The sequence below is a fragment of the Hymenobacter miniatus genome (assembly GCF_016427455.1).
In the GTDB taxonomy this organism is placed as follows: Bacteria; Bacteroidota; Bacteroidia; order Cytophagales; family Hymenobacteraceae; genus Hymenobacter; species Hymenobacter armeniacus.
In genome coordinates this window covers 20,437-43,747 of sequence record NZ_JAELXR010000004.1, presented here as the reverse complement: position 1 = coordinate 43,747, position 23,311 = coordinate 20,437, and the positions used below count along the sequence as shown (strand labels likewise).

Annotated in this window: 16 protein-coding genes; 9 read left to right on the top strand and 7 right to left on the bottom strand. The window is 62.6% G+C overall.

Translation table 11 applies throughout. From position 1 onward, the window contains the following. Positions 1–6: 6 nt before the first annotated feature. Together JAO73_RS07430 and JAO73_RS07425 are read left to right on the top strand one after the other, a co-directional pair. Complete coding sequence (locus tag JAO73_RS07430; RefSeq protein ID WP_190924791.1) at positions 7–1,404, top strand: tetratricopeptide repeat protein; 1,398 nt, start codon at positions 7–9, stop codon at positions 1,402–1,404. Between the two features lie 129 nt (positions 1,405–1,533). Next, the gene (locus JAO73_RS07425) at positions 1,534–2,364 is read left to right on the top strand and encodes a phosphosulfolactate synthase (protein ID WP_190924789.1); all 831 of its coding nucleotides are present in this window, start codon (positions 1,534–1,536) and stop codon (positions 2,362–2,364) included. Between the two features lie 107 nt (positions 2,365–2,471). Here the strand turns inward: JAO73_RS07425 and JAO73_RS23345 are convergent, their stop codons facing one another. Continuing rightward, positions 2,472–5,135, bottom strand: a complete 2,664-nt coding sequence (locus JAO73_RS23345; RefSeq protein ID WP_198976459.1) for a T9SS type A sorting domain-containing protein — start codon at positions 5,133–5,135, stop codon at positions 2,472–2,474. A gap of 823 nt (positions 5,136–5,958) precedes the next feature. Next, the gene (locus JAO73_RS07415; protein ID WP_190924785.1) at positions 5,959–6,882 is read right to left on the bottom strand and encodes a bestrophin family protein; all 924 of its coding nucleotides are present in this window, start codon (positions 6,880–6,882) and stop codon (positions 5,959–5,961) included. A gap of 440 nt (positions 6,883–7,322) precedes the next feature. Here JAO73_RS07415 and JAO73_RS07410 point away from each other — a divergent pair, with 440 nt between their 5' ends. Together JAO73_RS07410 and JAO73_RS07405 are read left to right on the top strand one after the other, a co-directional pair. Continuing rightward, on the top strand, positions 7,323–8,000 hold the full coding sequence (locus tag JAO73_RS07410) for a DedA family protein (protein ID WP_198976458.1): 678 nt from the start codon (positions 7,323–7,325) through the stop codon (positions 7,998–8,000). 125 nt (positions 8,001–8,125) lie between these two features. After that, on the top strand, positions 8,126–8,878 hold the full coding sequence (locus JAO73_RS07405) for a shikimate dehydrogenase family protein (protein ID WP_198976457.1): 753 nt from the start codon (positions 8,126–8,128) through the stop codon (positions 8,876–8,878). Between the two features lie 132 nt (positions 8,879–9,010). Here the strand turns inward: JAO73_RS07405 and JAO73_RS07400 are convergent, their stop codons facing one another. From JAO73_RS07400 to JAO73_RS07385, 4 genes are all read right to left on the bottom strand, one after another. After that, positions 9,011–11,530 carry a TonB-dependent receptor gene (locus tag JAO73_RS07400; protein ID WP_198976456.1) on the bottom strand — a complete coding sequence of 840 codons (2,520 nt, stop codon included), beginning with the start codon at positions 11,528–11,530 and terminating at the stop codon, positions 9,011–9,013. Between the two features lie 208 nt (positions 11,531–11,738). After that, positions 11,739–12,572: an ABC transporter permease gene (locus tag JAO73_RS07395; protein WP_198976455.1), complete on the bottom strand. Its 834-nt coding sequence runs from the start codon at positions 12,570–12,572 to the stop codon at positions 11,739–11,741. After that, complete coding sequence (locus JAO73_RS07390; RefSeq protein WP_198976454.1) at positions 12,569–13,492, bottom strand: ATP-binding cassette domain-containing protein; 924 nt, start codon at positions 13,490–13,492, stop codon at positions 12,569–12,571. The genes JAO73_RS07395 and JAO73_RS07390 overlap by 4 nt, the downstream gene beginning before the upstream one ends. Positions 13,493–13,561: 69 nt before the next feature. After that, complete coding sequence (locus tag JAO73_RS07385; RefSeq protein ID WP_198976453.1) at positions 13,562–14,986, bottom strand: serine hydrolase; 1,425 nt, start codon at positions 14,984–14,986, stop codon at positions 13,562–13,564. A gap of 276 nt (positions 14,987–15,262) precedes the next feature. Here JAO73_RS07385 and JAO73_RS23340 point away from each other — a divergent pair, with 276 nt between their 5' ends. Together JAO73_RS23340 and JAO73_RS07375 are read left to right on the top strand one after the other, a co-directional pair. Then, positions 15,263–16,438, top strand: coding sequence for a sensor histidine kinase (locus JAO73_RS23340; protein ID WP_198976452.1), 1,176 nt, complete (start codon positions 15,263–15,265; stop codon positions 16,436–16,438). A 180-nt stretch (positions 16,439–16,618) separates the two neighbouring features. After that, positions 16,619–17,428 (top strand): LytR/AlgR family response regulator transcription factor, encoded by an 810-nt coding sequence (locus JAO73_RS07375; protein WP_233168863.1) that lies wholly within the window; start codon positions 16,619–16,621, stop codon positions 17,426–17,428. Positions 17,429–17,628: 200 nt separating this feature from the next. Here the strand turns inward: JAO73_RS07375 and wrbA are convergent, their stop codons facing one another. Beyond that, complete coding sequence (gene wrbA / locus JAO73_RS07370) at positions 17,629–18,243, bottom strand: NAD(P)H:quinone oxidoreductase (RefSeq protein WP_198976451.1); 615 nt, start codon at positions 18,241–18,243, stop codon at positions 17,629–17,631. 375 nt (positions 18,244–18,618) lie between these two features. On the opposite strand from wrbA, the gene JAO73_RS07365 reads away from it, so the two are divergent. The 3 genes from JAO73_RS07365 to uvrB all read left to right on the top strand — a co-directional run bounded on the left by JAO73_RS07365 (position 18,619) and on the right by uvrB (position 23,267). Next, positions 18,619–19,278: an RNA polymerase sigma factor gene (locus JAO73_RS07365; RefSeq protein ID WP_317191207.1), complete on the top strand. Its 660-nt coding sequence runs from the start codon at positions 18,619–18,621 to the stop codon at positions 19,276–19,278. After that, on the top strand, positions 19,268–20,995 hold the full coding sequence (locus JAO73_RS07360) for a hypothetical protein (RefSeq protein ID WP_198976449.1): 1,728 nt from the start codon (positions 19,268–19,270) through the stop codon (positions 20,993–20,995). The genes JAO73_RS07365 and JAO73_RS07360 overlap by 11 nt, the downstream gene beginning before the upstream one ends. A 226-nt stretch (positions 20,996–21,221) precedes the next feature. After that, positions 21,222–23,267, top strand: a complete 2,046-nt coding sequence (gene uvrB, locus JAO73_RS07355) for an excinuclease ABC subunit UvrB (protein WP_190924764.1) — start codon at positions 21,222–21,224, stop codon at positions 23,265–23,267. The last annotated feature ends 44 nt before the right edge of the window (positions 23,268–23,311 follow it).

Here is a 23,311-nt window from a genome sequence, read left to right as displayed (position 1 = left end):
ATGCGCATGAACGAACATTTTGAAAACCACCGGGCTGTGCTGGACACCGTTCGTCGTTTCGAGCAGATGGTGGCGCAGCAGGAGCCCGTTTTCTTCGACCTGGAAGATTTCGAAAACATCATCGACCACTACGTTACCAACGCCGCGTTCGACAATGCCCTGCAGGCCTGCGAGGCTGCATTGGGCCAATACCCCTTCTCCACCGAGCTGCTGATTGACCGCGCCCAGGTGACGGCCATGCGCGGCGACTATTCCGAAGCCGAGCGTCAGATTGACGAAGTGGCGGCCCTGGACCCCACCAACGCCGACGTGGCCGTGACGCGCGGCATCATCAGCACCCAGCGCGGCGAGTTTGCGGAGGCGGTGGAGTTTTTCCGGGCCGGCCTGGAGCAGGAACCCGAGCGCGAGGACATTCACTTCAATCTCGGTCTGGCTTTTCAGAGCTGGCAAAAATTCAAGAGCGCGGCCAAGCACTACAAGCAGAGCCTGCGCCTCAACCCCGACAACGAAACCGGCGTGCAGGAGCTCCTGCACTGCCTCGACATCACGGGCCGGCTGGAAGAGCACGAGGAGTTTTTCAAGCGCTTCACCGACGACGACCCGTACTCGGCCACGGCCTGGTACAACCTGGGCCAGTACTGGTACCGCCGCGAAGACTTTGCGAAAGCAGCCGAGGCGTTTGACTACGCCGTGACCATCAGCCCGGACTTTCACGACGCCCACCACTGGCTGGCCGACACCTTTGTGTGCCAGCAGGAATACCGCAAGGCCATTCCGGAGTTTGAGTTGGCCTACCCGCCCGGCCAGCCCACGGATGAGGCCCTGTGCAACATCGGCGAGTGCTACGAGAAGCTGCGCGACTGGGAACCTGCCCGCAAATACTACCGCCAGGCCCTGGAGATAAACCCCCAGATGGACGAGGCGTGGTTTGGCCAGGGCGTGCTGCTGCAGGAGCAAGGGCGCTGGTTTGAGGCCATACACTATTTCCGGAAGGCCACCGAGCTGTACGCGGAGAGCGGCGAGTACTGGTCGGCGCTGGGCGCGGCCGAAAACCACGTGGGCAACGTGGTGAGCGCGCTCGAATCGTACGAGAAAGCCACCGAAGTGGCCCCCGACGACGTGCAGGGCTGGGTGAGCTGGAGCGCCATTCTCTACGAGCAGGGGCACTACTCCGAAGCCGTGGACTTGGTGCGCCACGCCGTGAACCTGCACCCCATGGAGGCCCATTTCCATTACATGCTGTGCGCCTACCTGCTGGCCGATGGCCGCATGCGCGAGGCCTATACCACCTTGGAAACGGCCCTCACGCTCAACTACGAGCAGCACGTGCTGCTGTTCGACTACTTTCCCGAGTTGCGCGAGCAGCCGGGCCTGAAGAAACTCATCGAGCAGTTCCGGAAATAACAATTCCCTGACTTAGACGCTACTTTTGCAACCGCCCGTTCTCGCGAACGGGCGGTTTTTTGTTGTCGGCCCCACCCTTTTCCGGTCGATGTAACCTCTTACCTCATTGCCTTTATACCTAGAAAACCGATGAATTACGACCTCTCTCAACTGCCCGAGCGCACGGCCAAGCCCCGCGAGCAGGGCTACACCATGGTGATGGACAAGGGCATGAGCCTGCGCGAAGTGGAAGACTTCCTAGAAGTGGGCGGCTCCTACACCGACGTAGTGAAGCTGGGCTGGGCCACCTCCTACGTGGTGCCCAACCTCAAGCGCAAGCTCGAAATCTACCGCGCGGCGGGCATTCCGGTATACTTCGGCGGCACGCTGTTCGAGGCTTTCATCATCCGCAACCAGTTCGACGACTACCGCCGCCTGCTCGATAATTTTGGCATGGAGTACGCCGAGGTATCGGACGGCAGCATCGACCTCGACCACGGCCGCAAATGCGAGTACATCCGCGAGCTGAGCAAGAGCGTGCGCGTGCTGAGCGAAGTGGGCTCGAAGGACGCCGAAAAAATCATTCCGCCCTACAAGTGGATTTCGCAGATGGAAACCGAGCTCGAAGCCGGCGCCATCAAGGTCATCGGCGAGGCCCGCGAGGGCGGCAACGTGGGCCTGTTCCGGAGCACCGGCGAGGTGCGCTCGGGCCTGGTTGAGGAGATTCTGACCAAAATACCGTCGGAGAAAATCCTGTGGGAAGCCCCGCAGAAAGCCCAGCAGGTGTGGTTTATCAAGCTGCTGGGTGCCAACGTGAACCTCGGCAACATTGCCCCCAACGAAGTGGTGAGCCTCGAAACCATTCGCCTGGGCCTGCGCGGCGACACCTTTACGCACTTCCTCGACATGGACGCCGTGGACCCCATGTTCCGCCCGGCAGCCAAAAGCACCAAGCCCGGCACCTCCATGCCCCGCGGCTAACGCATGACGGGCGCGGGCGAGTAAGCCCGACACCCAAAGCCACAGAGCACAAAAAAAGGCCGGCCCCCTTGCGGGAGCCGGCCTTTTTGCTGGTGGGTGAGGCGCGGTTACTGCTTCACCACTTTCAGGCTTTGCACCTGGCCGTTGGGCTGGGTGAGGCGCACCATGTACACGCCGGCCTTCAGGTCGCCGAGTTGCTCAACCGTCACGTCGTTGTTGCCTTTGCCGAGGTCCAGCGTCTGCTGGCGCACGGTACGGCCGGTCATGTCGGTCACGGTCACCGAGCCTTTGCCAGCCGAAGCCGACTGCAGGGTCAGGTGCACCTGGTCGGCGCTGTTGAAGGGGTTCGGGTAGGCGAGCAGCGAAGCACCTTCGGTGGCCTTGCCGCTGAAGTTCACCACGCGGGGGCCGAAGAAGTAGTCCTTGCCGTCTACGTCAATCTGACGCAGGCGGTAGTACCGGTCGCCGGTCTTGTTCTTCTCCACGTCGAGGAAGGTGTACGACTTGGCAGCCGAGCTGTTGGTGGCCGCAGCGGCCACGAAGCCCAAGGTGCGGAAGTCCGAACCGTTGGTGCTCACCTGCACTTCGAAGCCCTTGTTGTTGGTTTCGTTGGCGGTTTCCCAAGCTACCTGAGCGTCGTTGCCGATGCGCTTGGCTTCCAGGCTGGTCAGCGTCACGGGCAGCGGGTTGAACCGGTCGCCGAGGGTGAAGGTAGCAAACTGGGTGATGCCAGCGCGGGTCAGCTCGTTGGTGGTGGTGTTGAGGTTATCGCGGCCCTGCGGAATAAAGGTGTTGCCACCGTTGGTCGAGAGGAAAAGCGTCAGGTCAGCCTCGTTGATGCTGCTCGTTCCGGGAGTGTACGTGTTTGGGCCATTCAGCTGCTGCGTCTCGCTGTCGCGGTAGCGGAAAATCATCGTAGCCTGCAGACCGCCGGTGTTGGTTTGCTGGTCGGTGGGGCGCACGCCGAAGATGCGACGGATGCCGTAGCGGTTGTTGATGGGCGAGTACGCCTCGGCCGTGTTGCGAGTCACATCCACATTGCCGGGCGAGTTGCCGTTGGTGAAGGTCAGCGACAGGCCCATGTTGCCATAGGTGTAAGTCTCGCCGGGCACCACCGCCGTCCGGCTGGTCCGAACAAAACCACGCAGGTACGAGGCATCCGTCTCGCCGTTTATCTGGGCGCCGTTGTTGGCGTTGATGAGTGCACGGTCGGATAGTACCACCACCGACAGAGCGGGCGTCAATATGTTGGTCAACAACACGCCGGCATTTGCATTCAGCGGCGTGTAAAGGTTGGGAACGTACGCGTTGTACAGGCCCACCGTCGGCGTCAGGAAATTCAGCGACTGTGAAACGTTCATGATGCCGGTCAGGTTTTTCGTGCCGCCGCCCGAAATGTCAACACGTACAAACGTACCGTTGGAAATGGTCTGGTTGCCGCTGCCGGCAAACTCCATGATGGTGTTTTCGCGCTGAATGAAGCTGTCGTATTCGTTGCTGAAGTCACCGTATACCTGCAGCTGGCCGCTCACGAGACGCGTGATGGAGCGCGATGCCTGCGAAGTGCCGCCCAGAATGAGGTTACGGGTACGAGCCGGACCTGAGTTCAAGTTGCTGTACAGGAGGGTGCCACCAGCCGTGCGCACCTCAACGTCGGAGTTGATGTTAGGATAGGGCACGCTGTTGCCAGCGCCCAGGTCACGAATCAGAGCATTAGCGGTAGCATTGGGAACACCGTTGCTCCAGTTGCCTGGGTCGAACCAGTTGTCATTCACCGCGCCGGTCCAGATGGTGGTGGCGATGGGGCTACCAGCTACCGTGAAGTTAGCCGACAACACGCCGGTGGGGGGGTAGGTAATGCTAAAAGGAATACCCGTCGAGTTGTTGGTGCCGTTGGCCTGGTAGTAAATGTCAACCGTGTACGTACCAGCAGCCGTTACCGCGGGCGTAGCAATCAGGTTGGGCTGGGCATTGGTGTTGGTCGTCGAAGCGGGGTCGATAACGAAGATGCGAGTACCGCCCGAAGCCGGGCCCGACTGGCTCAGCGTGATGGGCTGGAAAGCACCACCGCTGGTTCCAGCAAGGCGAGTGCGGTAATAGAGAACAACGGTCGAAACCGTATTTGTACCTGATTCAGTGGTGCTCACCGTGGTGTTGGTGAGGCGCAGTTGGCCGGTGTTCACATCGAACGCCCCCGTTACACCGCCGGCGTTGGTCGACGAAACAAAGGTGGCACCCGGAAACTGCGGGTTAGAAGACGGGTTGTTCGGGAAGAAATAAGACGTTGCCGTGCCGCCATCGGGGGCAATCTGAATCGTGTTCGGGTTAAGCGTGGGGGCCGGCGTACGGGTACCAGTCACGCTGAAGTTGGCATTGTACGTGTTGGTGTCGTTGACACGGGACGGGAGGCCCGTACCGTTTACTTGGTAAGTGGCATGGAACGTAACCTGCAGTGTAAAGCCATTGCCGGAAGCTGCCACCAAGCTGATGAGGTTGGTGGTGCCGCTGGTGAGGGAAAATTGGCGCTGGCCACCGCTGTTGGAAATTTGCGTCAGCTGCAACGTGCCCGTCGTAACCGGCTGGAAACTCGGGTCATAGAGCGTGTAGTCCAAGTTGGCGCCGTTTACCTGGTAGGTACCGGTTTCGGTCGTCGTCACGGTGCCGCCGCGCAAAATGAGCTGGCCGGCATTAATGTCGAAAGCAGGAGTCGTGGTCGAGCCAGGCTTCTGGTCAACCAGCGTCGTGTTGAAGGCGGTGCCGGGGTAAGTCACGTTGCCGTTGCCCTGGTCTACAGTTACCGCTTCAGCCGAGAACGTAACCGAACTGGGTACCGGGCGCGTGCCGGTTATGCTAAACGATGCCGTCCGAATACCATCAGAAATGCTGGTTGCAGAAGCACGCGTACCGTAGAAAACCGTAAAGTTTGCGTCGATTTCGTAGCTACCGTCGCTAGGAACCAAGCTAATTAGGCTCCGCTGCGCATTGTTGATGCTGTACGTGTAAATATTGCCATTTACGGTAGGAGTGCCCAGCGAAATGGTTTGGGGACCGCCAACAGAAGAACCTCCCGGGGAGGTATAAATCTGGAAATTTAGCTGAGCACCTGTAGGAGCTACGCCGCTAGTAAAGGTCAATTCGCCACCATTCAGCAGCAGGTCATTCGCGTTGTTGATATCGAAGCTACCCAAATTGGCTCCACTGAAATTCGGAGTCACAGAAGAACTGCCACCGTAAGTAGTGTTGGTGCTACCAGCAGTGTTATCAACAAAGAAATTGGTGTTGGTAATTGTCTGGGCCTGGACGCTCAGGCCAACAAAAATGGCGAATAAAGGGAGGAGAAAGCTGAGGAAGCGACGCTGTCGCAAGAGCTTCTGAGTAAAGGTTAAAGTTTGCATTTGGATGAGGATTGGATGTTAAAAGGAAAGAAACGCACTACTAGCGTATCGTAATGAGGCGCATATACGGAGGGGTCAAAAAAAGGTACATGGGTTTTGAAAAAATTAAAAATATTGTCGGAAAGATTAAAATTCAATCTTTTCTATGTTTAGTGTGTGTTTTTCAATCAGGGCTTGCTGCACCCTGATAAAGCTTGGGTTAGTGCACCACGCTGTAGGGCACGGTGGCCAGCGCTTTTTTCTCGGCCGGCAGTTCCACCCCAAGGAGGTCGTGCACGCTGACGCGAATTTTGTTTGACAGCTGCGTGATGGGCAAGTCGTTGCTGTCGTAACCGAAGGGGTTCTCAATCTCGTTGCCAATCATTTCGAGGCCCAGCATGGCGTAGGCGCCAATCATGGTGATGGGCACCATCCACCAGTCGCAGGAATCGACCAGCACCAGCGGCATTATCATGATGAAAATGGTGATGTAGCACTTGATGAAGAAGCTGTACGAGTACGGTATGGGCGTGGCCTTGATGCGCTCGCAGGTGCCGTTCACGCTCATCATGCTCAGGTAGTGCTGCTTGATGTTGACGAGGTGGATGGGGTCGAAAATCTGCACCTGCCGCAGCTGCTCCACACTCTCCATGAGCACGGCGATGATGGTGGAGGGCACGTTTTCGGCTTTCTGCAGGCGCTCGATGATGTCGGGGGTAGCCTCCATCTTGTCGAAGCGCATGCGGTTGCGCAACGAGCCTTCTACGGCAATGGGGAAGTTGGAGATGAGGGCGGCGAAGTAGCGGCGGCTCGATTTGGCCTCGCGGGGCAGCAGCGCGTTCATTTCCATGGCCAGCCCCCGGCACTGCGACACGAGAATGCCCCACACCTTGCGGCCTTCGTAATACCGGTCGTAGGCCGTATTGGTGCGAAACACCAGCAGCAAGCTCAGCAAGATGCCCAGAATGGACAGGTACTCACGCCCAATGCGAACATTGAGGGTATGAAAATCGAGGCTCACGACGGCAATGGCCGAGCCATAGAGGCCCACCAGCGCCACGCGCTTCAGCAACAGGCGAATAACGGCGGAGGTGTGGAAGTGCCATAGGGCCCGCCACCAATCGCCTCCTTGGTACACAATCATCGGACGGGTAAAAAATTTCTAAGTCCTGCAACGGCAAAGGTTTCACCGGGGTTGGGCCAAGTTGTGGCCCCGTGGCGCCGCCCATCATACGCCGTGCCATTTTTTGGCTCAGAGCCGGCTCTATTGCGAGCACAAAGGCATTCCTGGCTGCAGTTTATGGCTTTTCTGATGCCAGCAATGGGATTTAATGGGATGAGGCAGGTACTGAAAAAAATAATGACAAAATTACAACCTAACGGTCAGGCCGGCCAACTTTGTCTGGCAGGAGTACAATGAAACCATGCCCATGTAGCTGGATTACAGCGAGAAATATTTGATTTCGGCCTAGACGCCCACGGTGTCGGCTCAGCGCTCGCCAGCGTCCGGGCCGGCGCCACACGAGGCCCCGCGTCGGCACTTCGGGGCCGGGCGGTTTTCTTTGTGGCTTACTTACGCCCGGCATGGAAATCATCAAGCACTTTTTCGACCTTCTGCTCCACCTCGATAAAACGCTGGTGAACGTGGTGCACGAGTACGGCAACCTGACCTACCTCATCCTGTTCATCATCATTTTCACCGAAACCGGGGTGATTGTGATGCCTTTCCTACCCGGCGACTCGCTGCTGTTTGTGGCCGGCACGCTGGCGGCCCAGCCCAACCCCGAAACGGGCCATCCCCTGCTCAGCATCTGGCTGCTGATTCCGCTGCTCATCGCGGCGGCTTTTATTGGTGACAACCTGAATTACCTAGTAGGCGACTATTTAGGACCGCGGGTTTTTCGAGAAAACTACAAATTTCTCAATAGAAAGTACCTCGACCAGACCCAAGCATTCTATGCCAAGCACGGCGGCAAAACCATCATCATGGCGCGCTTCGTGCCCATTGTGCGCACATTTGCGCCGTTTGTGGCGGGCGTGGGCACCATGACGTACCGCTACTTTGCGTCCTTCAGCATTGCGGGGGCGGCGCTGTGGGTGGTGTCGCTCACGCTGGCGGGCTACCTGTTTGGCAACATCCCGCTGGTGAAGAACAACTTCACGCTGGTCATTTACGCCATCATTCTCGTATCGGTGCTGCCGCCGCTGTGGTCGTTCCTGAAAAGCAAATTTGGCTCCCAGCCCGGTGCCGACGTGCGCTAGGCAGCGGCCCGGCGGTTGTCGGGGATTAATTAGTAATATTTGGCGAAAACGCCCCCGACCAGACGGTTGGGGGCGTTTTTTATTGTTCTTTTGGCAACCTTCCGCTCTTTCCCTCTCCCCTTCGCATGCGCCAGTTCGGGCTAATCGGCCGCACCCTCAGCCATTCTTTCTCGCAGACGTACTTCACCCAGAAGTTTTATTCGCTGGGCCTGCCCGACCACCAATATGACCTGTTCGAGCTGGCCACCATCAACGAACTGCCCGCCTTGCTGGCCGCCCACCCCGGCCTGGTGGGCCTGAACGTGACCGTGCCCTACAAAGAATCGGTGATGCTGTACCTGGACGAGCTGGCGCCCTCGGCCACCCGCGTGGGCGCCGTGAACGTGGTGGAGCGCCTGCCCGACGGCCGCCTGCGCGGCCACAACACCGACTTCGTGGGCTTTCGGGAGTCGTTGCGACGCTTCTTTCCAGGGGCGCCCGAGGCCCGGGCCCTAGTGCTGGGCACGGGCGGGGCGGCCAAGGCCGTGGTGGTGGCGTTGCAGGAGCTGGGCATTGCGCACTGGCTGGTGAGCCGCGACCCCATGGCCCACGGCCTGACCTACGACGACCTCACGCCGCAGCTGGTGGCGGCGCATCCGCTCATCATCAACGCCACGCCGCTGGGCACCTTCCCGCGCACCGACGAGTGCCCACCCCTCCCCTACGCCGCCCTCACCGAGCACCACTACCTGCACGACCTGGTGTACAACCCCACCGAAACCCTCTTCATGCACAAAGGCAAAGAGGCCGGCGCGCAGGTAAAAAACGGCTTCGAGATGCTGTGCCTGCAGGCCGAGGCCGCCTGGGATATCTGGAACGCTGCGCTTAAGGAGGGATGAGGAAGCATCTGTCATCCTGAGCAAAGCGAAGGACCTTATCACGTTAGAACGAATTGTTCTTCGGTGATAAGGCCCTTCGCCTTGCTCAGGATGACAGACGGGTTAATTACCCGTTCGTAACAACGCGGCGTCCTACTGCTGGCCCCCTTGCGTTTCGCCGGCTTTCTGGTCGTCGTTGCGGATGCTGCGGCGCGGCTTGGGCGGGGCGTTTTCAATTTTGCCGAAGCGGTAGCCGAAGGCCAGGCGGATGCCCCGCAGGGCGATGTAGTTGTGCTGCTCCAGGTTGAACAAGGGCGTGCTGACGGTGGAGTTGAGGTCGCGCCGGTCGGTGAGGAAGTTGTCGGCGTTGAGGGTGAGGTCGCCCTTTTCCTTCAGAATGGTCTTTTTGATGCCCATGGAATAGTAGTTCCAGGCGGCGGCGCGGCCCTGCAGCTGCACGCGCGACGAGCTAATGCCGCCGTAGAACTGGGCGCTCAGCGTTTTGGTGAATTTGTAGGTCGAGTTGAGGTTGAGGTTGTACATCAGGCCCTCGTTGGTGGTGTTGAGGTAGCCCGAGCGCAGCACCACGTAGTTGAAGGAGGTGGAGCCGCTCAGCTCCCACTTGGGGGTGGGCTTGAAGGAGCCGAACACGCTGGCGCCGTAGGTGTGGTTGCGGGCCACGTTGGCGTAGGTGGTCAGGGTGGTTTCGCCGGACCGGGACCGCACCGATTCGATGGCGTTGTTGGTTTGGCGCGCGAAGAGCGAGAAGTTCAGCACCGAGCCTTTCACGAAGGTGCTGTAGTTCAGCTCGTAGCTGTCGGTAAATTCCGGGTCCAGCGTGGGGTCGCCTTTGCTGATGTTGAATTTGTCGACGCGGTTTTCGTAGGGGTTCAGGTAGTAGATGTTGGGGCGCTGAATGCGCTTGCTGTAGGCCAGGCGCAGGGTGTTGCCGGGCTTGCGGGTGTAGCTGATGCTGGCGTTGGGCAGCAGGCTGGTGTAGCCGCTGGTGAAGCGCGTGATGTCGTTTTGCTGGAAACGGCCCACGATGTCGGTGCGCTCGAGGCGGGTGCCCACGCGGGCATTCAGCTTCTTGCCCAGCGGGAAGCCGTAGGTGCCGTACACAGCGGCCACGTTCTGGTCGTAGTCGAACACGTTGGAGCGTTGCTGGTCAATGACGAAGGGCGCATCGGTGCCGGTGGCCGTCTGAATCTGATAGTCGCTCAGCACCTGGCGCAGAATGGCCTTGCCGCCCACTTCCACGCTGCGCTTGTCGCCGATGGGGTGCGTGTAGTCGGTCTGGAGCGTGGTTTCGAGGTTGCGCGAGAGGTTGTCGCTGCTTTCGCGGTAGTTGGGCAGGCCGGTGGCCGTGAACTGGTTTTCGTACTGGTTGAGGGAGTAGGGCTGCAGGTTGCGGTTGCGCGAGTGCTGGGCCAGCAGGCTCCACTCGCGGCGGGGCTGGCCCTCAAAGGTGCGCGTGTAGGTGCCGTTCACGTCGTAGCTCGACGAGTTGTAGTTGTTGTTTGTGGCACGGGTGAACAGCTGGCTGGGCGAAGGACCGGCGATGTTCACGAAGTCATTGACTTGGTCGCTTTGGCTGCGGTTGCGGTTGAGGCTGCCGCTGAAGCCCACGGTGAGGCTGTGGTTTTTGGCGGGGTCGTAGTCGAGGCTCATGCGGCCGTAGGCGCCGCCGCCAAGATTGTCGCCGCTGCCGTTCTGGCTCAGCCGCGAGACGACGTTGCCGGCCGAGCCGTCGAAGCTGGTGCGCTCCGAGGTGCTGGCGCTGGGGCTGTAGTAGAGGTAGCTGCTGAGGTTGGTGTTCACGCCCACCTTGCCGCGGCGCACGTTGAGGCTGCCGCCGGCGTTGGAGCTGCGGTTGCCGGCGGCGGCGTTCACGCTGCCATTCACGCCCTGCAGGTTGTTCTTTTTCAAGATGATGTTCACGATGCCGGCCGTGCCTTCGCCGTCGTACTTGGCGCCCGGCGTGGTGATGACTTCCACGGAGGCAATCTGGTCGGCGGGCAGCTGCTTGAGGGCGTCGGCCAGGTTGCCGGCCAGGATGCTGCTGGGCTTGTTGTTGATGAGCACCCGGATGTTGGAGGAGCCGCGCAGCTGCACGTTGCCGTCGAGGTCCACGTTCAGCAGCGGCACTTTGCGGAGCACGTCGGCGGCCACGCCGCCCTTGTTGGTGAGGTCGCGGTCGGCGTTGTACACGATGCGGTCGGGCTTCACTTCCACGGTTTCTTTTTCGCCGGTCACCGTCACGTCGCCCAGCTGCTGGGCCGTGGCGGTGAGGGCCAGCGAGCCCAGGTCGGTGGTGCCGCTGGTCACGGTCACGTCCCGCGTGAGGGGCGCGTAGCCCAGGAAGCTGAGCTGCAGGCGGTAGGCGCCCGGCGCCAGCCCGCGCAGGCTGAACCGGCCCTTGTCGTCGGCCACGGTGCCGTCGATGGGCGTGTCGCCGGTGGGCGGCAGCAGGGCCACGGTGGCAAATTCGACGGGCTTTTTGGTGGCCGCGTCCTGCACGGCACCGCTGAGGCGGCCGGTGCCTTTGGGCGCTTCGGGCAGCACCAGCGGCTTGGTGGTGGCGGGCTTGGCCGGGGCCGGGGCGGGAGTTTGGGCAAAAGCGGGGCTAATGCACGCCGCCACAAGCGACAGGCCGAGTAAGGGGTGTTTCATCAGCAGAATAGAGGTGCGGGCGAACGATGCAGAAAAAGGGAGAGCGTTGCGGCTGGCTGTTGGAGAAAGGTCAACACGAACCTGCCGCGCGGGGTATATCGGCGAATGGCCGCTTTTATTACCAGCTGGCAGAAAAAAACTCAGCCGTTCGGCATCAGGGAGGAATAGAAGCCCAGCCGGTTGCGTCCCTGATATCTTTTCCAGCCCCTCAAGCAAGGTTGCGCCAGCGCAGTACTACATAGCCCAGCACCACGGCCGCCCCAAACCACAGCAGTTGGTACCACTCGTGCGGCGCCACGGCGGGCACCACCAGCCCCGGCACGGCCTTGAAGGGCGTGGTGGTGAGCGTGAGGAAGGGGCCGGCGTAGGGAATCCAGCCCACGTGCTCCCAACGCATAAGCGTAAGGCCGGCCACCCAGCCCGCCATGCCCGCCGCCACCGGCAGCACAAAGCCCGACTGCCACTTGCTCAGCACGTACTGCACGCCCACTATGCCCAGCGTGGCCAGGTAGGTGCGGCCCAACAGCACACCCAGCACGTGAAACGGCGGCGCAAACTGCTGCAGCCGCAGCTCCGGCCGCAGCGCTTGCAGCAAGTAGCCGCCGGCCAGCAGCAGGGCCACAAACAGCACCTGGGCCAGCGCATTCAGCCCCAGAATTATCAAGAGCTTGCTCAGCCACACCGGCAGGCGGCCCACCGGCAGCGCAAACAGGTGCTTCCAGCCCTCGGCCTTGTTCTCTACGCCCACCACCAGGCTGGTGAGCAGCACCACGAACAGCGGCAGCAGCACGGCGGCCGTTTGCCAGCTCATGCTGGCGTACTTCACCCAGCCGTCGGCGCCGGGCTTTAGCATGAGGTGGCCTTTGAAGTAGAAAATGCAGAAGTTGAGCAGCACCGGCAGCACGCCGCTGGCCAGCGTGAGCCACAGCGCCGGGGTGCGGCGCAGTTTCAGCACATCGGCCGTGAGGCTGCGGCCCAGTTGCACAAAAGGCCCCGGCACGGCCGGCAGCGCGGGAGAAGAGGAAGCAACGGCGGGACTCATTGGGCAGCGGTGGTTTCGGTGAGGTGCAAAAAGGTGTCTTCGAGGGTGGGCTGCTCGCAGTGCAGGCCGAACACGGGCTGGCCGGCGGCCACCAGCGCGCTGGCCAGCGCGGCGGTGTGCTCCCGCGAGTGAAAAGGCACGCGCAGGGTACCCGGCGCAGCCACGGTGGCCGCGTGCAGCTCGGGCAGCAGGCGGCGGCAGGTGGCGGCGCAGGCGGTTTCGAGCACCAGTTGGGCGCGGGTGTGCTGGCGAGCCTGCATGTCGGCCAGGCTGCCCTGAAACACCAGCTGCCCCTGCTGAATGACGCCCACGTGGGTCACCACTTTCTCCACCTCGCCAATGAGGTGGCTGGAGAGCAGAATGGTTTTGCCGTGCTCCTCGCGCAGCTGCCGCAGCAGGAGGCGCAGGTCGCTGATGCCGGCGGGGTCGAGGCCGTTGGTGGGTTCGTCGAGGATGAGCAGGTCGGGGTCGGGCAGCAGGGCCAGCGCCAGGCCCAGGCGCTGCTTCATGCCCAGCGAGTAGCCCTTCACCGGCCGGTGAGCGGCTGCGTTCAGGCCCACCTGGGCCAGCACGGTGGCCGTGCGGGCGGGCGCCAGGCCCCGCAGGCGGCGGGTGGCTTCCACGTTTTCGTGGCCGGTGAGGTGGTCGTAGAGCGAGGGGTTTTCGATGAGGGCGCCCACGCGGCTGAGCAGGGCCACCCGGTGCCGGGCCAGCTCGTGCCCAAACAGGCGCACCGTGCCGCTGCCGGGGCGCAGCAGCCCCAGCAGCAGGCGCAGCGTGGTGCTTTTGCCGGCCCCGTTGGGCCCCAGGAAGCCGTAGATGCTGCCGGCGGGCACGGCCAGCCCCAGGCCGTGTAGCACGGGCCGCTCCCCAAATCGGAACGAAAGGTCAGTGGTTTCGACAAGGGGAGCGGTATTCATTGCAGAAAGGAGAAGGTGAGAAAAGCGGTTGCAAACGGAATTCAATCGGTGGCTAGTATAGCTAAGTAGCTATTCTATTTTGGCGCCGGGCTGGGCGTGGCCGTTCTGGTGCAGGATGAGCCGCGCCACTTGGCCCGTGGCATTCTTGGCAAACTCTACCTGCGCGGGCACGCCCTTGACGGCAAACAGCACCGGCGACACGGCCTCGGTTTCGAACTCCGACTGCCCGGTGGCCTGCATAAACAGGCGGCCGTCGCGCCGGCGCACGGTGATGCGGAAGGTGGGCGCCAGCTCGTACACGCCCACGTAGGTGCCCAGCGTGGCTTGGTCGACGGCCACGGGGGCGCTGGGCACCGGGGCCGCCACGGCCGGCTGGTGGTGCAGAATGCGCAGCAGCCCCTGGCGCAGCTCGGCCAGCGCTTCGCCGCCGTGGTTGTCGAGCAGCACAATCACCTGCTGGCGTTGCGGCACGCGCACCAGGTAGGAGCTGAAGCCGTTGATGCGACCGTTGTGCTCCTGCGTCAGGGTGCTGTCGGCCTCGGCCCCGATTTTGGCTTTGTACACTATCCAGCCGCAGGCGTAGTGGTTTTTTAGGGGCGTGAAGAGCAGCTTTTTGCTGGCCGGGGAGAGCACCCGGTTGCCATCGAGGGCCTGGCTCCAGCGGTAGAGGTCGGGGGCGGTGGAGGTGATGGCGCCCGCCGCATACGGCACCGTCATGTCGAGGGCCGGGGCGGGCACGAGGCCGTTGGGGGAGGTTTCGTAGCCGGCGGCGCGGCGGGCGTCGGCGGGCTCCTGCACGTCGACGGACGTGGCTTTGAGCTTGAGCGGGCCCGCAATGTTGTCCTGAAAAACCTGCGCGTAGGGCTTGCCGGTCACTTTCTCGATGATGGCGCCCAGCAGCACGTAGTTGGAATTGCTGTAGTGGTACTGGGTGCCGGGCGCAAACTCCAGCGGCAGCGTCGAAAACAGCGCCACCAGCTGCGTAGGCGTGTGGGGGGTGCGCATCACGGCGGAGGCAAAGCTGGGCTGGGCCGTGTAGTTGGGCAGGCCGGCGGTGTGCGTCAGCAGTTGGTGCAGGGTGATTTGGCCGCCGGCCGGCTGGGGGTAGTCGGGCAGGTAGTCGGCCACGTGGCCGTCGAGCCTGAGCCGGCCTTTATCCACCAATTGCAGCACCAGCGCGGCCGTAAACTGCTTGGTGAGCGAGCCGATGCGGAATTTGGTGTCGGCGGAGTTGGCGCGGTTCTGCTCCCGGTTGGCCAGGCCGTAGCCTTTCTGCAGGAGGATGTTGCCGTGGTCGGCCACCAGCGCCGTGCCCGAAAACCGGCCGCTTTTTTCGTACTGCCGCACGAAGTCGTCGAGCTGCTGCGCCAGCGCGGGGGTGGCGGTGGCCGGTTGGGCGGGGGCGGTGGGCTGGGCCAGCACGCCGGCAGCCCCCAGCAACCCAAGAAAGAACACGCCGGAACGGGCCACATGGAGGTAGAAGGTTTTTTTCATGGCGAAAGCAGTGAGAGTGGCGAGGAAGTGAGCGACTGGTGAAATCTGAGGCAAACCTAGACCCGCCAAAACATCAGCAAACCACTATTCAACCAACCCCGATGCGGCTCCCCGCAACACCGCTTTTTAGCCCGTCAACCCGGCTTTGGGTTCCACCAACGGGTGCCTGGGGTTGCGGCAGCGGGTTGGTGCATCGGCGGCCGGCGTTGGGCGGGCCGGGCGGGGCGTTGGTTGAAACCGGGCCGGGCGCCATTGCCGCATTTCCTACCTTTCGACGTGGAAAATTCTCTTCTTTCGCCCGCCGCTGTTGTTTCCGCTGCCGCTCCTGAGCAGCCGGCCCGTGTCCGCGCGCGCGCTTCGGCCGGCTTCCGGTGGTGGCCGCGGGTGCACGACCACACGCCCGTGCCGTGGTGGGTACACCTGCTGCTGGTGGCGGTGCTGCTGGGCATCGACGCCCTATTGTATTACGCCATTCGCCTCAGCCCCAAAAGCACCGTGAAGCTCGATGCGGTGTGGTTTGTGCGCAACGCCGTGCTGGACGGGTTCACGGCTGCCTTGTTCTACTGGAACTGGGTGACACTGTTTCCGCGCACGCTGCCGCAGGGGCGGCTGGCCACGTACTTGGCGCTGGCACTGGCCTCGGCCGGGGTATTTGGGCTGCTGCGCATCGCCGCATCCAATGCGGTGTACTGGCTGATGAACGGCCACCAGCCGGGGCTGGCCGCCTACACGGGCTCGCTGTGGATAGGGCTGCTGCTGGGCGGCCTGCTCACGCTGGTGGCCAGCTCGGGCGTGCGCATGACCATTGAGTACCTGCAGGGCCAGCGCAACCGCCGCGAGCTGGAGCGCCAGCACCTGCTCACGGAGCTGGGCATGCTCAAAACCCAGATTAACCCGCACTTTCTGTTTAATACCCTCAACAACATCTACTCGCTCACCAGCCGCAAATCGGACCGCGCCCCGGAAGCCGTGCTGCGCCTGGCCGAGAGCATGCGCTACCTGCTCTACGACAGCGGCGCCGACGCCGTGAGCCTCGCCCAGGAGCTCACGCACCTGCGCAGCTTCCTGGAGTTGCAGCGCCTGCGCCTGCCCGCCGCCGAGGCCGAAACCGCCATCGTGTTCACCACCCACGGCGCCATCGAGGCGGCCCCGCCGGTGGCCCCGCTCCTGCTGCTGCCGCTGGTCGAAAACGCCTTCAAGCACGGCGACCTCGCCGCCCGCCCCGAAGCCATCCGGATGGAGCTGGAAGTGGAAGGCTCCGAGCTGCGCTTCTCGGTGCACAACTACGTGGCCGCCATCGCCGACCTGCCGCGCCAGCCTGGCGGCCTCGGCCTGCACAACCTGCGCCGCCGCCTGGCGCTGCTGTACCCGGAGCGCCACGAGCTGCACATTCGCACCCTGCCCGGCGAGTACGCCGTGGAGCTGGTGCTGCAGCTTAGCAGTGAGCAGTAAGCAGTGAGCGGTGAGCGGTGAGCAGTGAGCAGTGAGCAAAATGAACATCATGCCGAACGATTGAGACATCTCGCGTGCTGAACTAGCTCAATCGTCCGGCTCCCCTCTCCCTTGGGAGAGGGGCTGGGGGTGAGGCGCCCCGCTGCACGAAGCACGCGAGATGCCTCGGCTGCGCTCGGCATGACGTTCTTTTACAATCCCAAAACCAACCGCTACTCAACCCGCCTACCCCACATGCAACGCCTGACCTGCGCCATCCTCGACGACGAACCGCTGGCCCTCGACCTGCTGGCCGACTACTGCGCGCAAGTGCCGTTTCTGGAGTTGCGCGGGCAGTTTCACGATGCACTGGCCGGCCTGGCGTTTTTGCAGGACAACCCCGTGGATGTGGTGTTCATGGACATTCACATGCCGCGCCTCACCGGCCTGCAGCTGGTGCAGCTGCTGCCCACGCCCGCCCCGCGCATCGTCTTCACCACCGCCTACGACCAGTATGCCGTGCAGAGCTACACCCTGAATGCGGCCGACTACCTGCTCAAGCCCATTGCTTTCGACCGCTTTCTACAGGCCGTAAGCAAGGTGCGGCAGTCCCTGCCCAACAGCGTTGCCGGGCCGGCAGCCCCCGCCACTCCCGAAGCCAGCGTCCCCGCCGTTGCCCCGGCTCCGGCCGATGCCATGTTCGTCAAAAACGAGCACCGGCTTCAGCGCGTGGCGTTCGATGACATTCTCTACATCGAAGGCATGAAAGAATACCTGCTGCTGCACACCACCAGCGCCGGCAAAATCCTAACGCTGCAATCCTTCCGCCGCGTAGAGGAAGTGCTGCCGCCCGAGCGGTTTGCGCGCATTCACAAGTCGTTTCTGGTGGCCCTTAGCCGCATCGAGCACGTGGAGCGCGGCAAGGTGCAGGTGGCAGGCCGCCTGCTGCCCGTGGGCGACACCTACCGCGAATCGTTTGCGGAGCTGATTCGGGCCCACAACCAGCTATGATGCACTAGTTGAGCGTGCCACCTGTCATTGCGAGGGCACAGCCCGTGGCAATCCGTCCTCTCCGTGCGACCAATCCAGAGATGCGCCAAATTCATGAAAAAGCCCCAGCACTGCACAGTGCCGGGGCTTTTCACGTTATTAAACTAGTCACGGAGGGAGGACGGACTGCCGCGCTGCGCTCGCAATGACAGGTGGCTTGCCTACTTCGCGGCCAGCTTGCTGGCGATTTCGGCCGTGTGCTTGCCTTGGTGACGGGCACCCTCGAGCTCGTTCTCGCTGGGTTGGCGCTCGCCCTGGCCGCCGGCCACGGTGCTGGCGCCGTAGGGTGTGCCGCCGGTCACTTCCTCGTGCCCCATCTGGCCCTGCCAAGCGTAGGGCAAGCCCACAATCACAAAGCCGTGGTGCAGCAGCTCGGTGTGGAAGCTGCGGATGGTGGTTTCCTGGCCGCCGTGCTGAGTGGCGGTGCTCACAAACACGCCACCCACTTTGCCAATGAGCGCCCCCGAGGCCCAAAGCCCGCCGGTGCTGTCCATGAAGGCCTGCATCTGGCCGCACACGTTGCCGTAGCGCGTGGGCGTGCCGAAGATGATGGCGTCGTATTCCGCCAGCTCCTGCGGGGTGGCCACGGGGATGTGAGCGAAGGCCTGCTGCGCACCGGTGGCCCCAATCTGGTCGAGGATGGCCTGGGGCAGGGTTTCGGGCACGCGCTTCACCACTACGTCGTTGCCGGCCACTTGGCGGGCGCCTTCGGCCACGGCTTCGGCCATTTTCCAGATGTGACCATAGGTGGAATAAAACAGCACAAGAGTCTTCATGTGAGGAAGTTGTTAATGGGTTAAGAAAAAAGAAGAAAGAAGAAAGAGCTACAGACCCATAAGTACGGGGCCGAGTGAAAATAAGCTTACACAGGCCCAGTATTTAATGTAGGTACATTTAATACCCTTAAGCCCGGGGAAAGGTTGTTGGCGCTCTGCGAAATATATTAGGGCATGGATTGGTGCCGGACGCTGCTTTGCTCGATAACCCAAACGGTTTGCAACTTGCTTGCAACCTTTTGGCGGCGGGGTGCCTCCCCTTTGCAGCACGCCTTGTGCGGGCCGGGCTTTGCCCCGACACCTTCGCCTTTCTATGCTGCAAAAAATGACCTTGTCTACTCCATCCCTCGCCGGCCTGGGTTACCGGCTGCCGGCGTGAGCGCGGCCACCTGGTTTGCGTTCGGGGCCGACGACGTGCTGCCCGACCAAGCGGCCGCGCCCGTGGCGCCGCGCCTCACCGCCAGCCGCAGCTCGGCCGTGACCAGCCCGCCCACCGAAGCCGAGCTGATTGACGGCTGCCTGCGCGGCCGCCAACTGGCCCAAAAGCTGCTCTACGACAAGTACGCCGGCAAAATGATGGCCGTGTGCCTGCGCTACGCCCAAACCACCTTCGAGGCCGAAGACGTGCTGCAGGAAGGCTTTCTCACGGTGTTTCGCACGCTGGCCAGCTTCCGCCGCGAGTGCCCGCTGGAGTTCTGGATTCGCCGCATCATGATTAACGCGGCCCTGCGCCAGCACCGCCGCAACGCCTCGCTGGTGGCCGTGAGCGACGGCGAATACCCGGAAACGCTGTCCAGCGAAGAATTTACGCTCAGCAACTATAATTTTCAGGAGCTGCTGGCCATGGTGCAGGAACTGGCGCCCCGCTACCGCATGGTGTTCAACCTCTACGCCATCGAAGGCTATACCCACAAGGAAATCGGCGAATTATTGGGCATCACCGAGGGCACGAGCAAATCGCAGTATTCCCGGGCCCGCGTCATCTTACAAACTAAACTGGAGCGCCTCGGGGCTCCAACCCGCCATGTCAGCTAATCCTATCGACGATACCACTACGCCTAAAACCACCGGCAGCCTGGAGGAATTATTCCGCCACCACATGGGGGAGGAAGCCGCCGTGCCGCCGCGCCCCATGCTCTGGGACCAGATTGACAACTCCCTGCTGATTCGGCAGAACGAAGTGTACCGCAAGCGCCTGGTGGCCACGCGCTGGGTGGCCGCGGCCAGCCTGCTGCTGGCCACGCTGGCCGGCACCGGCTGGTGGGCCCAGCACGACGGCAATTTTGGCAGCGCCGAGGTAGCCACCGCGCCGGCCGGCACCGCCCAGGGCCAGCACGGCGGGTACGCCACCGCCCCCACTCCCTCCCGCGCAGCCGACAACGCCGGCCAGTTCAATAGCACGAGCCGGCCGCAGCATTCGGTCACTTCCGCCGCTGCCCCCGAAGCAGCCACCGATGCAGCTGCCGCGGCAGGCACGTACGCTGCTTCGGAAACTGCTGGCTCGCGCGAGCGCAACGCGAATGCCGCGCGCACCTACGCCGCCATCCCCTCGGCGGCCGGCACTGGCTTCGGCTCAGCATCGGTACGCCAGGGCTTCGAAAATGCGGCTCCGGCGGGCCGCTCCAGCACCGCCGGCCGCGTAATGGGCATATCGGCGGCCCAGCAGGCGGGCTCGGTGGCCGCAAGCCGCGAGGCTGTTATTGCGCAGGCCGACCCGGCTTCTGCTTCGGCATCAGGTGCGGCGGGCCTTGCCCGTGCGGCGGAAAGCGGCGTGGTAGCCGCCGGCACGGTTCCCGCAAGCGGCGCCGTGGCTTCGGCTGTTCCGGTAGGCGGCGCTAGCGCTGCTGCGGAAGCAGCGGGGGGCACTTCGGTTTCGGCTGCGCTCTCGCCGGCGGCTTCGGTGGCCGGCCCCCAGCAGGTGGGCTTCCTCGCTGCCCGGCCGGCTACGCTCAGCCTGACCGATGCCGCCGCCCTGCCCAAAGGCCTGGCCACCGTGGCGCTGCCCGAGCCAACTCCCGCAGCTGACTTTGGCAAGTGGCACTACGGCGTGAGCTACGCCGCTTCGGTGTACAACCCCAACGTGAATTTCTCGCGCAAAGGCATTGAGCCGGAGTTTGACTACAACCCCGCCCTCGGCCCCGACTCGCCGGCCCTGACCGAAGCCGCCGCCACCCAATACCGCGAAAACCTGCGCCCCGGCCTCAGCCAGCGCATTGCCCTGCTGGCCACCCGCCATCTGAAGGGCCACTGGTCGGCCAGCACCGGCCTGGAGTTCACGCAGGCCACCGCCAAGTCGGCTTCCACCTCCGCCTTCGTGGGCGAGCAGCTTTACGACCTGGGTTCGTTTACCAACAGCGACCTGCGCACCACCAATTTCCGTTATCGCATGGCCGGCGTGCCCTTTCAGGTGAGCTACTCCAACCCCTTGAAGCGCGGCTGGAGCTTCTACGGCCGCCTGGGCGGCGTGGTGAGTGCCCTGCTGGGCGCCCGCAGCGAGGTGGAGGGCGAGCCCGAAGCCACCAAAACGTACTCGGTGCTTACCGCCGGGGGGCCTTACCGCCGCGTGCTGGGCACCTTGCGCGGCGCAGCCGGCGCCCAATACCGCCCCACGGCCGGCAGCTGGGCCCTCACCCTGGGCCCCGTGGCCGAAATGGGGCTGGTGCCGCTGAACGCGCACCCGGCGCAAAGCTTCCTGGCGCAAAGCCGCCCCTACAGCTTCGGCATGGAAGCCGGGGTGGAGTTCGGGCGGTAGTAGGCAGAACCTGAAAAGAACGCCATGCCGAGCGCAGCCGAGGCGTCTCGCGTAGAGTAAGTAACCCAATCGACAGGGTTGCTTCTTACGCAAGATGCCTCGGCTGCGCTCGGCATAACCGTTTCTACTCCATCATGCCGCCACGTTTTTCTCGATTCCTCCGAAACCCAATTTCTCCGTTTATGGTTAAGGTAGGCTGACCTTTTCGGCCTACCTTTCCCGTTGCATGGAGTACCAACTTACCTCTGAATTCAAGCCCACCGGCGACCAGCCCACGGCCATTGCCAAGCTCGTGGAGGGCATCAACAACGGCGAGCCGGCCCAGGTGCTGCTGGGTGCCACCGGCACCGGCAAAACCTTCACCATGGCCAACGTCATTGCCGAAACCGGCAAGCCGGCCCTGGTGCTGTGCCACAACAAAACCCTGGCCGCCCAGCTCTACGGCGAATTCAAGGCGTTTTTTCCCAACAACGCCGTCGAGTACTACATCAGCTACTACGACTACTACCAGCCGGAAGCCTACATCGCCAGCACCGACGTGTTCATCGAGAAAGACCTGGCCATCAACCAGGAAATCGAGAAGCTCCGGCTGCACACCACCTCCACCCTGCTCAGCGGCCGGCGCGACGTCATCGTCATTGCCTCGGTGTCGTGCATCTACGGCATCGGCAACCCCGAGGAATTCGCCAAAAACGTCATTTTCCTGAAGCCGGGCATGCGCTACACGCGCAACAACCTGCTCTATCAGTTTGTGCAGATTCTGTATTCGCGCACCGAGGTGGAGTTTTCGCGCGGCACGTTTCGGGTGAAGGGCGACACCGTGGACGTGTTTCCGGCTTATGCCGACTACGCCATTCGCATCTACTTTTTCGGCGATGAAATCGAGTCGGTGCACAAGATTGACCCGGTGAGCGGCAAGAAGCTGAGCGACGAAGCCCACGGCATTGCCCTGTACCCGGCCAACCTGTTCGTGACGGGCAAGGAAACCCTGAATTCGGCCATCAAGCAGATTCAGGACGACATGGTGCACCAGCACGCTTATTTCGAAAAAGAAGGCCGCGACGCCGAAGCCAAGCGCATCATGGAGCGCACCGAGTTCGATTTGGAGATGATTCGGGAGCTGGGCTACTGCTCGGGCATCGAGAACTACTCGCGCTATTTCGACGGCCGCACGCCGGGCTCGCGGCCCTTCTGTTTGCTCGATTATTTCCCCGACGACTACCTGCTGGTGGTGGACGAAAGCCACGCCACCATGCCCCAAATCCGGGCCATGTGGGGCGGCGACCGCAGCCGCAAAACGGCCCTTATTGAGTACGGCTTCCGCCTGCCCTCGGCCCTCGACAACCGGCCGCTGACGTTCAACGAGTTTGAGAGCATGTTCCGGCAGGCCGTGTACGTGTCGGCCACGCCGGCCGACTACGAGTTGGAGCAAAGCGGCGGCATCATCGTGGAGCAGATTATTCGGCCCACGGGCCTGCTCGACCCCGAAATCGACATCCGGCCCAGCGTGAACCAGATTGACGACCTGCTGGACGAGGTGGACAACCGCGTAAAAATGGGCGACCGGGTGCTCGTCACCACCCTCACCAAACGCATGGCCGAGGAGCTGAGCAAGTACATGGACCGCCTCGGCATTAAGGTCGAATACGTGCACTCCGACGTGAAAACGCTCGACCGCGTGGAAATCCTGCGCAAGCTGCGCCTCGGCGAAATCGACGTGCTGATTGGCGTGAACCTGCTGCGCGAAGGCCTCGACTTGCCCGAAGTGAGCCTCGTGGCCATTCTCGATGCTGACAAGGAAGGCTTCCTGCGCGACCAGCGCAGCCTCATCCAAACCATGGGCCGCGCGGCGCGGAATGACCGCGGCAAAGTCATCATGTACGCCGACCGCATCACAGGCTCTATGCAGCGGGCCATTGATGAAACGAACCGCCGCCGCGCCACTCAGCTGGCCTACAACCAGGAGCACGGCATCACGCCGCGCACCGTGCGCAAGAGCCACGCCGAAATCATCGGCCAAACCGACCTGGCCGACTACCGCGTGGTGGAAACCCAGGGCTACGCCGGCCCCGACTCCGACGGTGGCACCGCCCTGGCCCTGGCCGCCGAGCCCGTGGTGGCCATGATGACCCGCCCCGAGCTGGAAAAGCTCATCAAGACCACCGAAAAGCAGATGGAAGCCGCGGCCAAGGACCTCGACTTCCTCACGGCTGCCAAGCTGCGCGACGAGTTGGCCGCGCTGCGCACCATGCTCAAGGGCAAGCGGGAGTAGCCGGCTGGCACAATATTAGGAGAAGGGTTGACGATGCTGCTTGA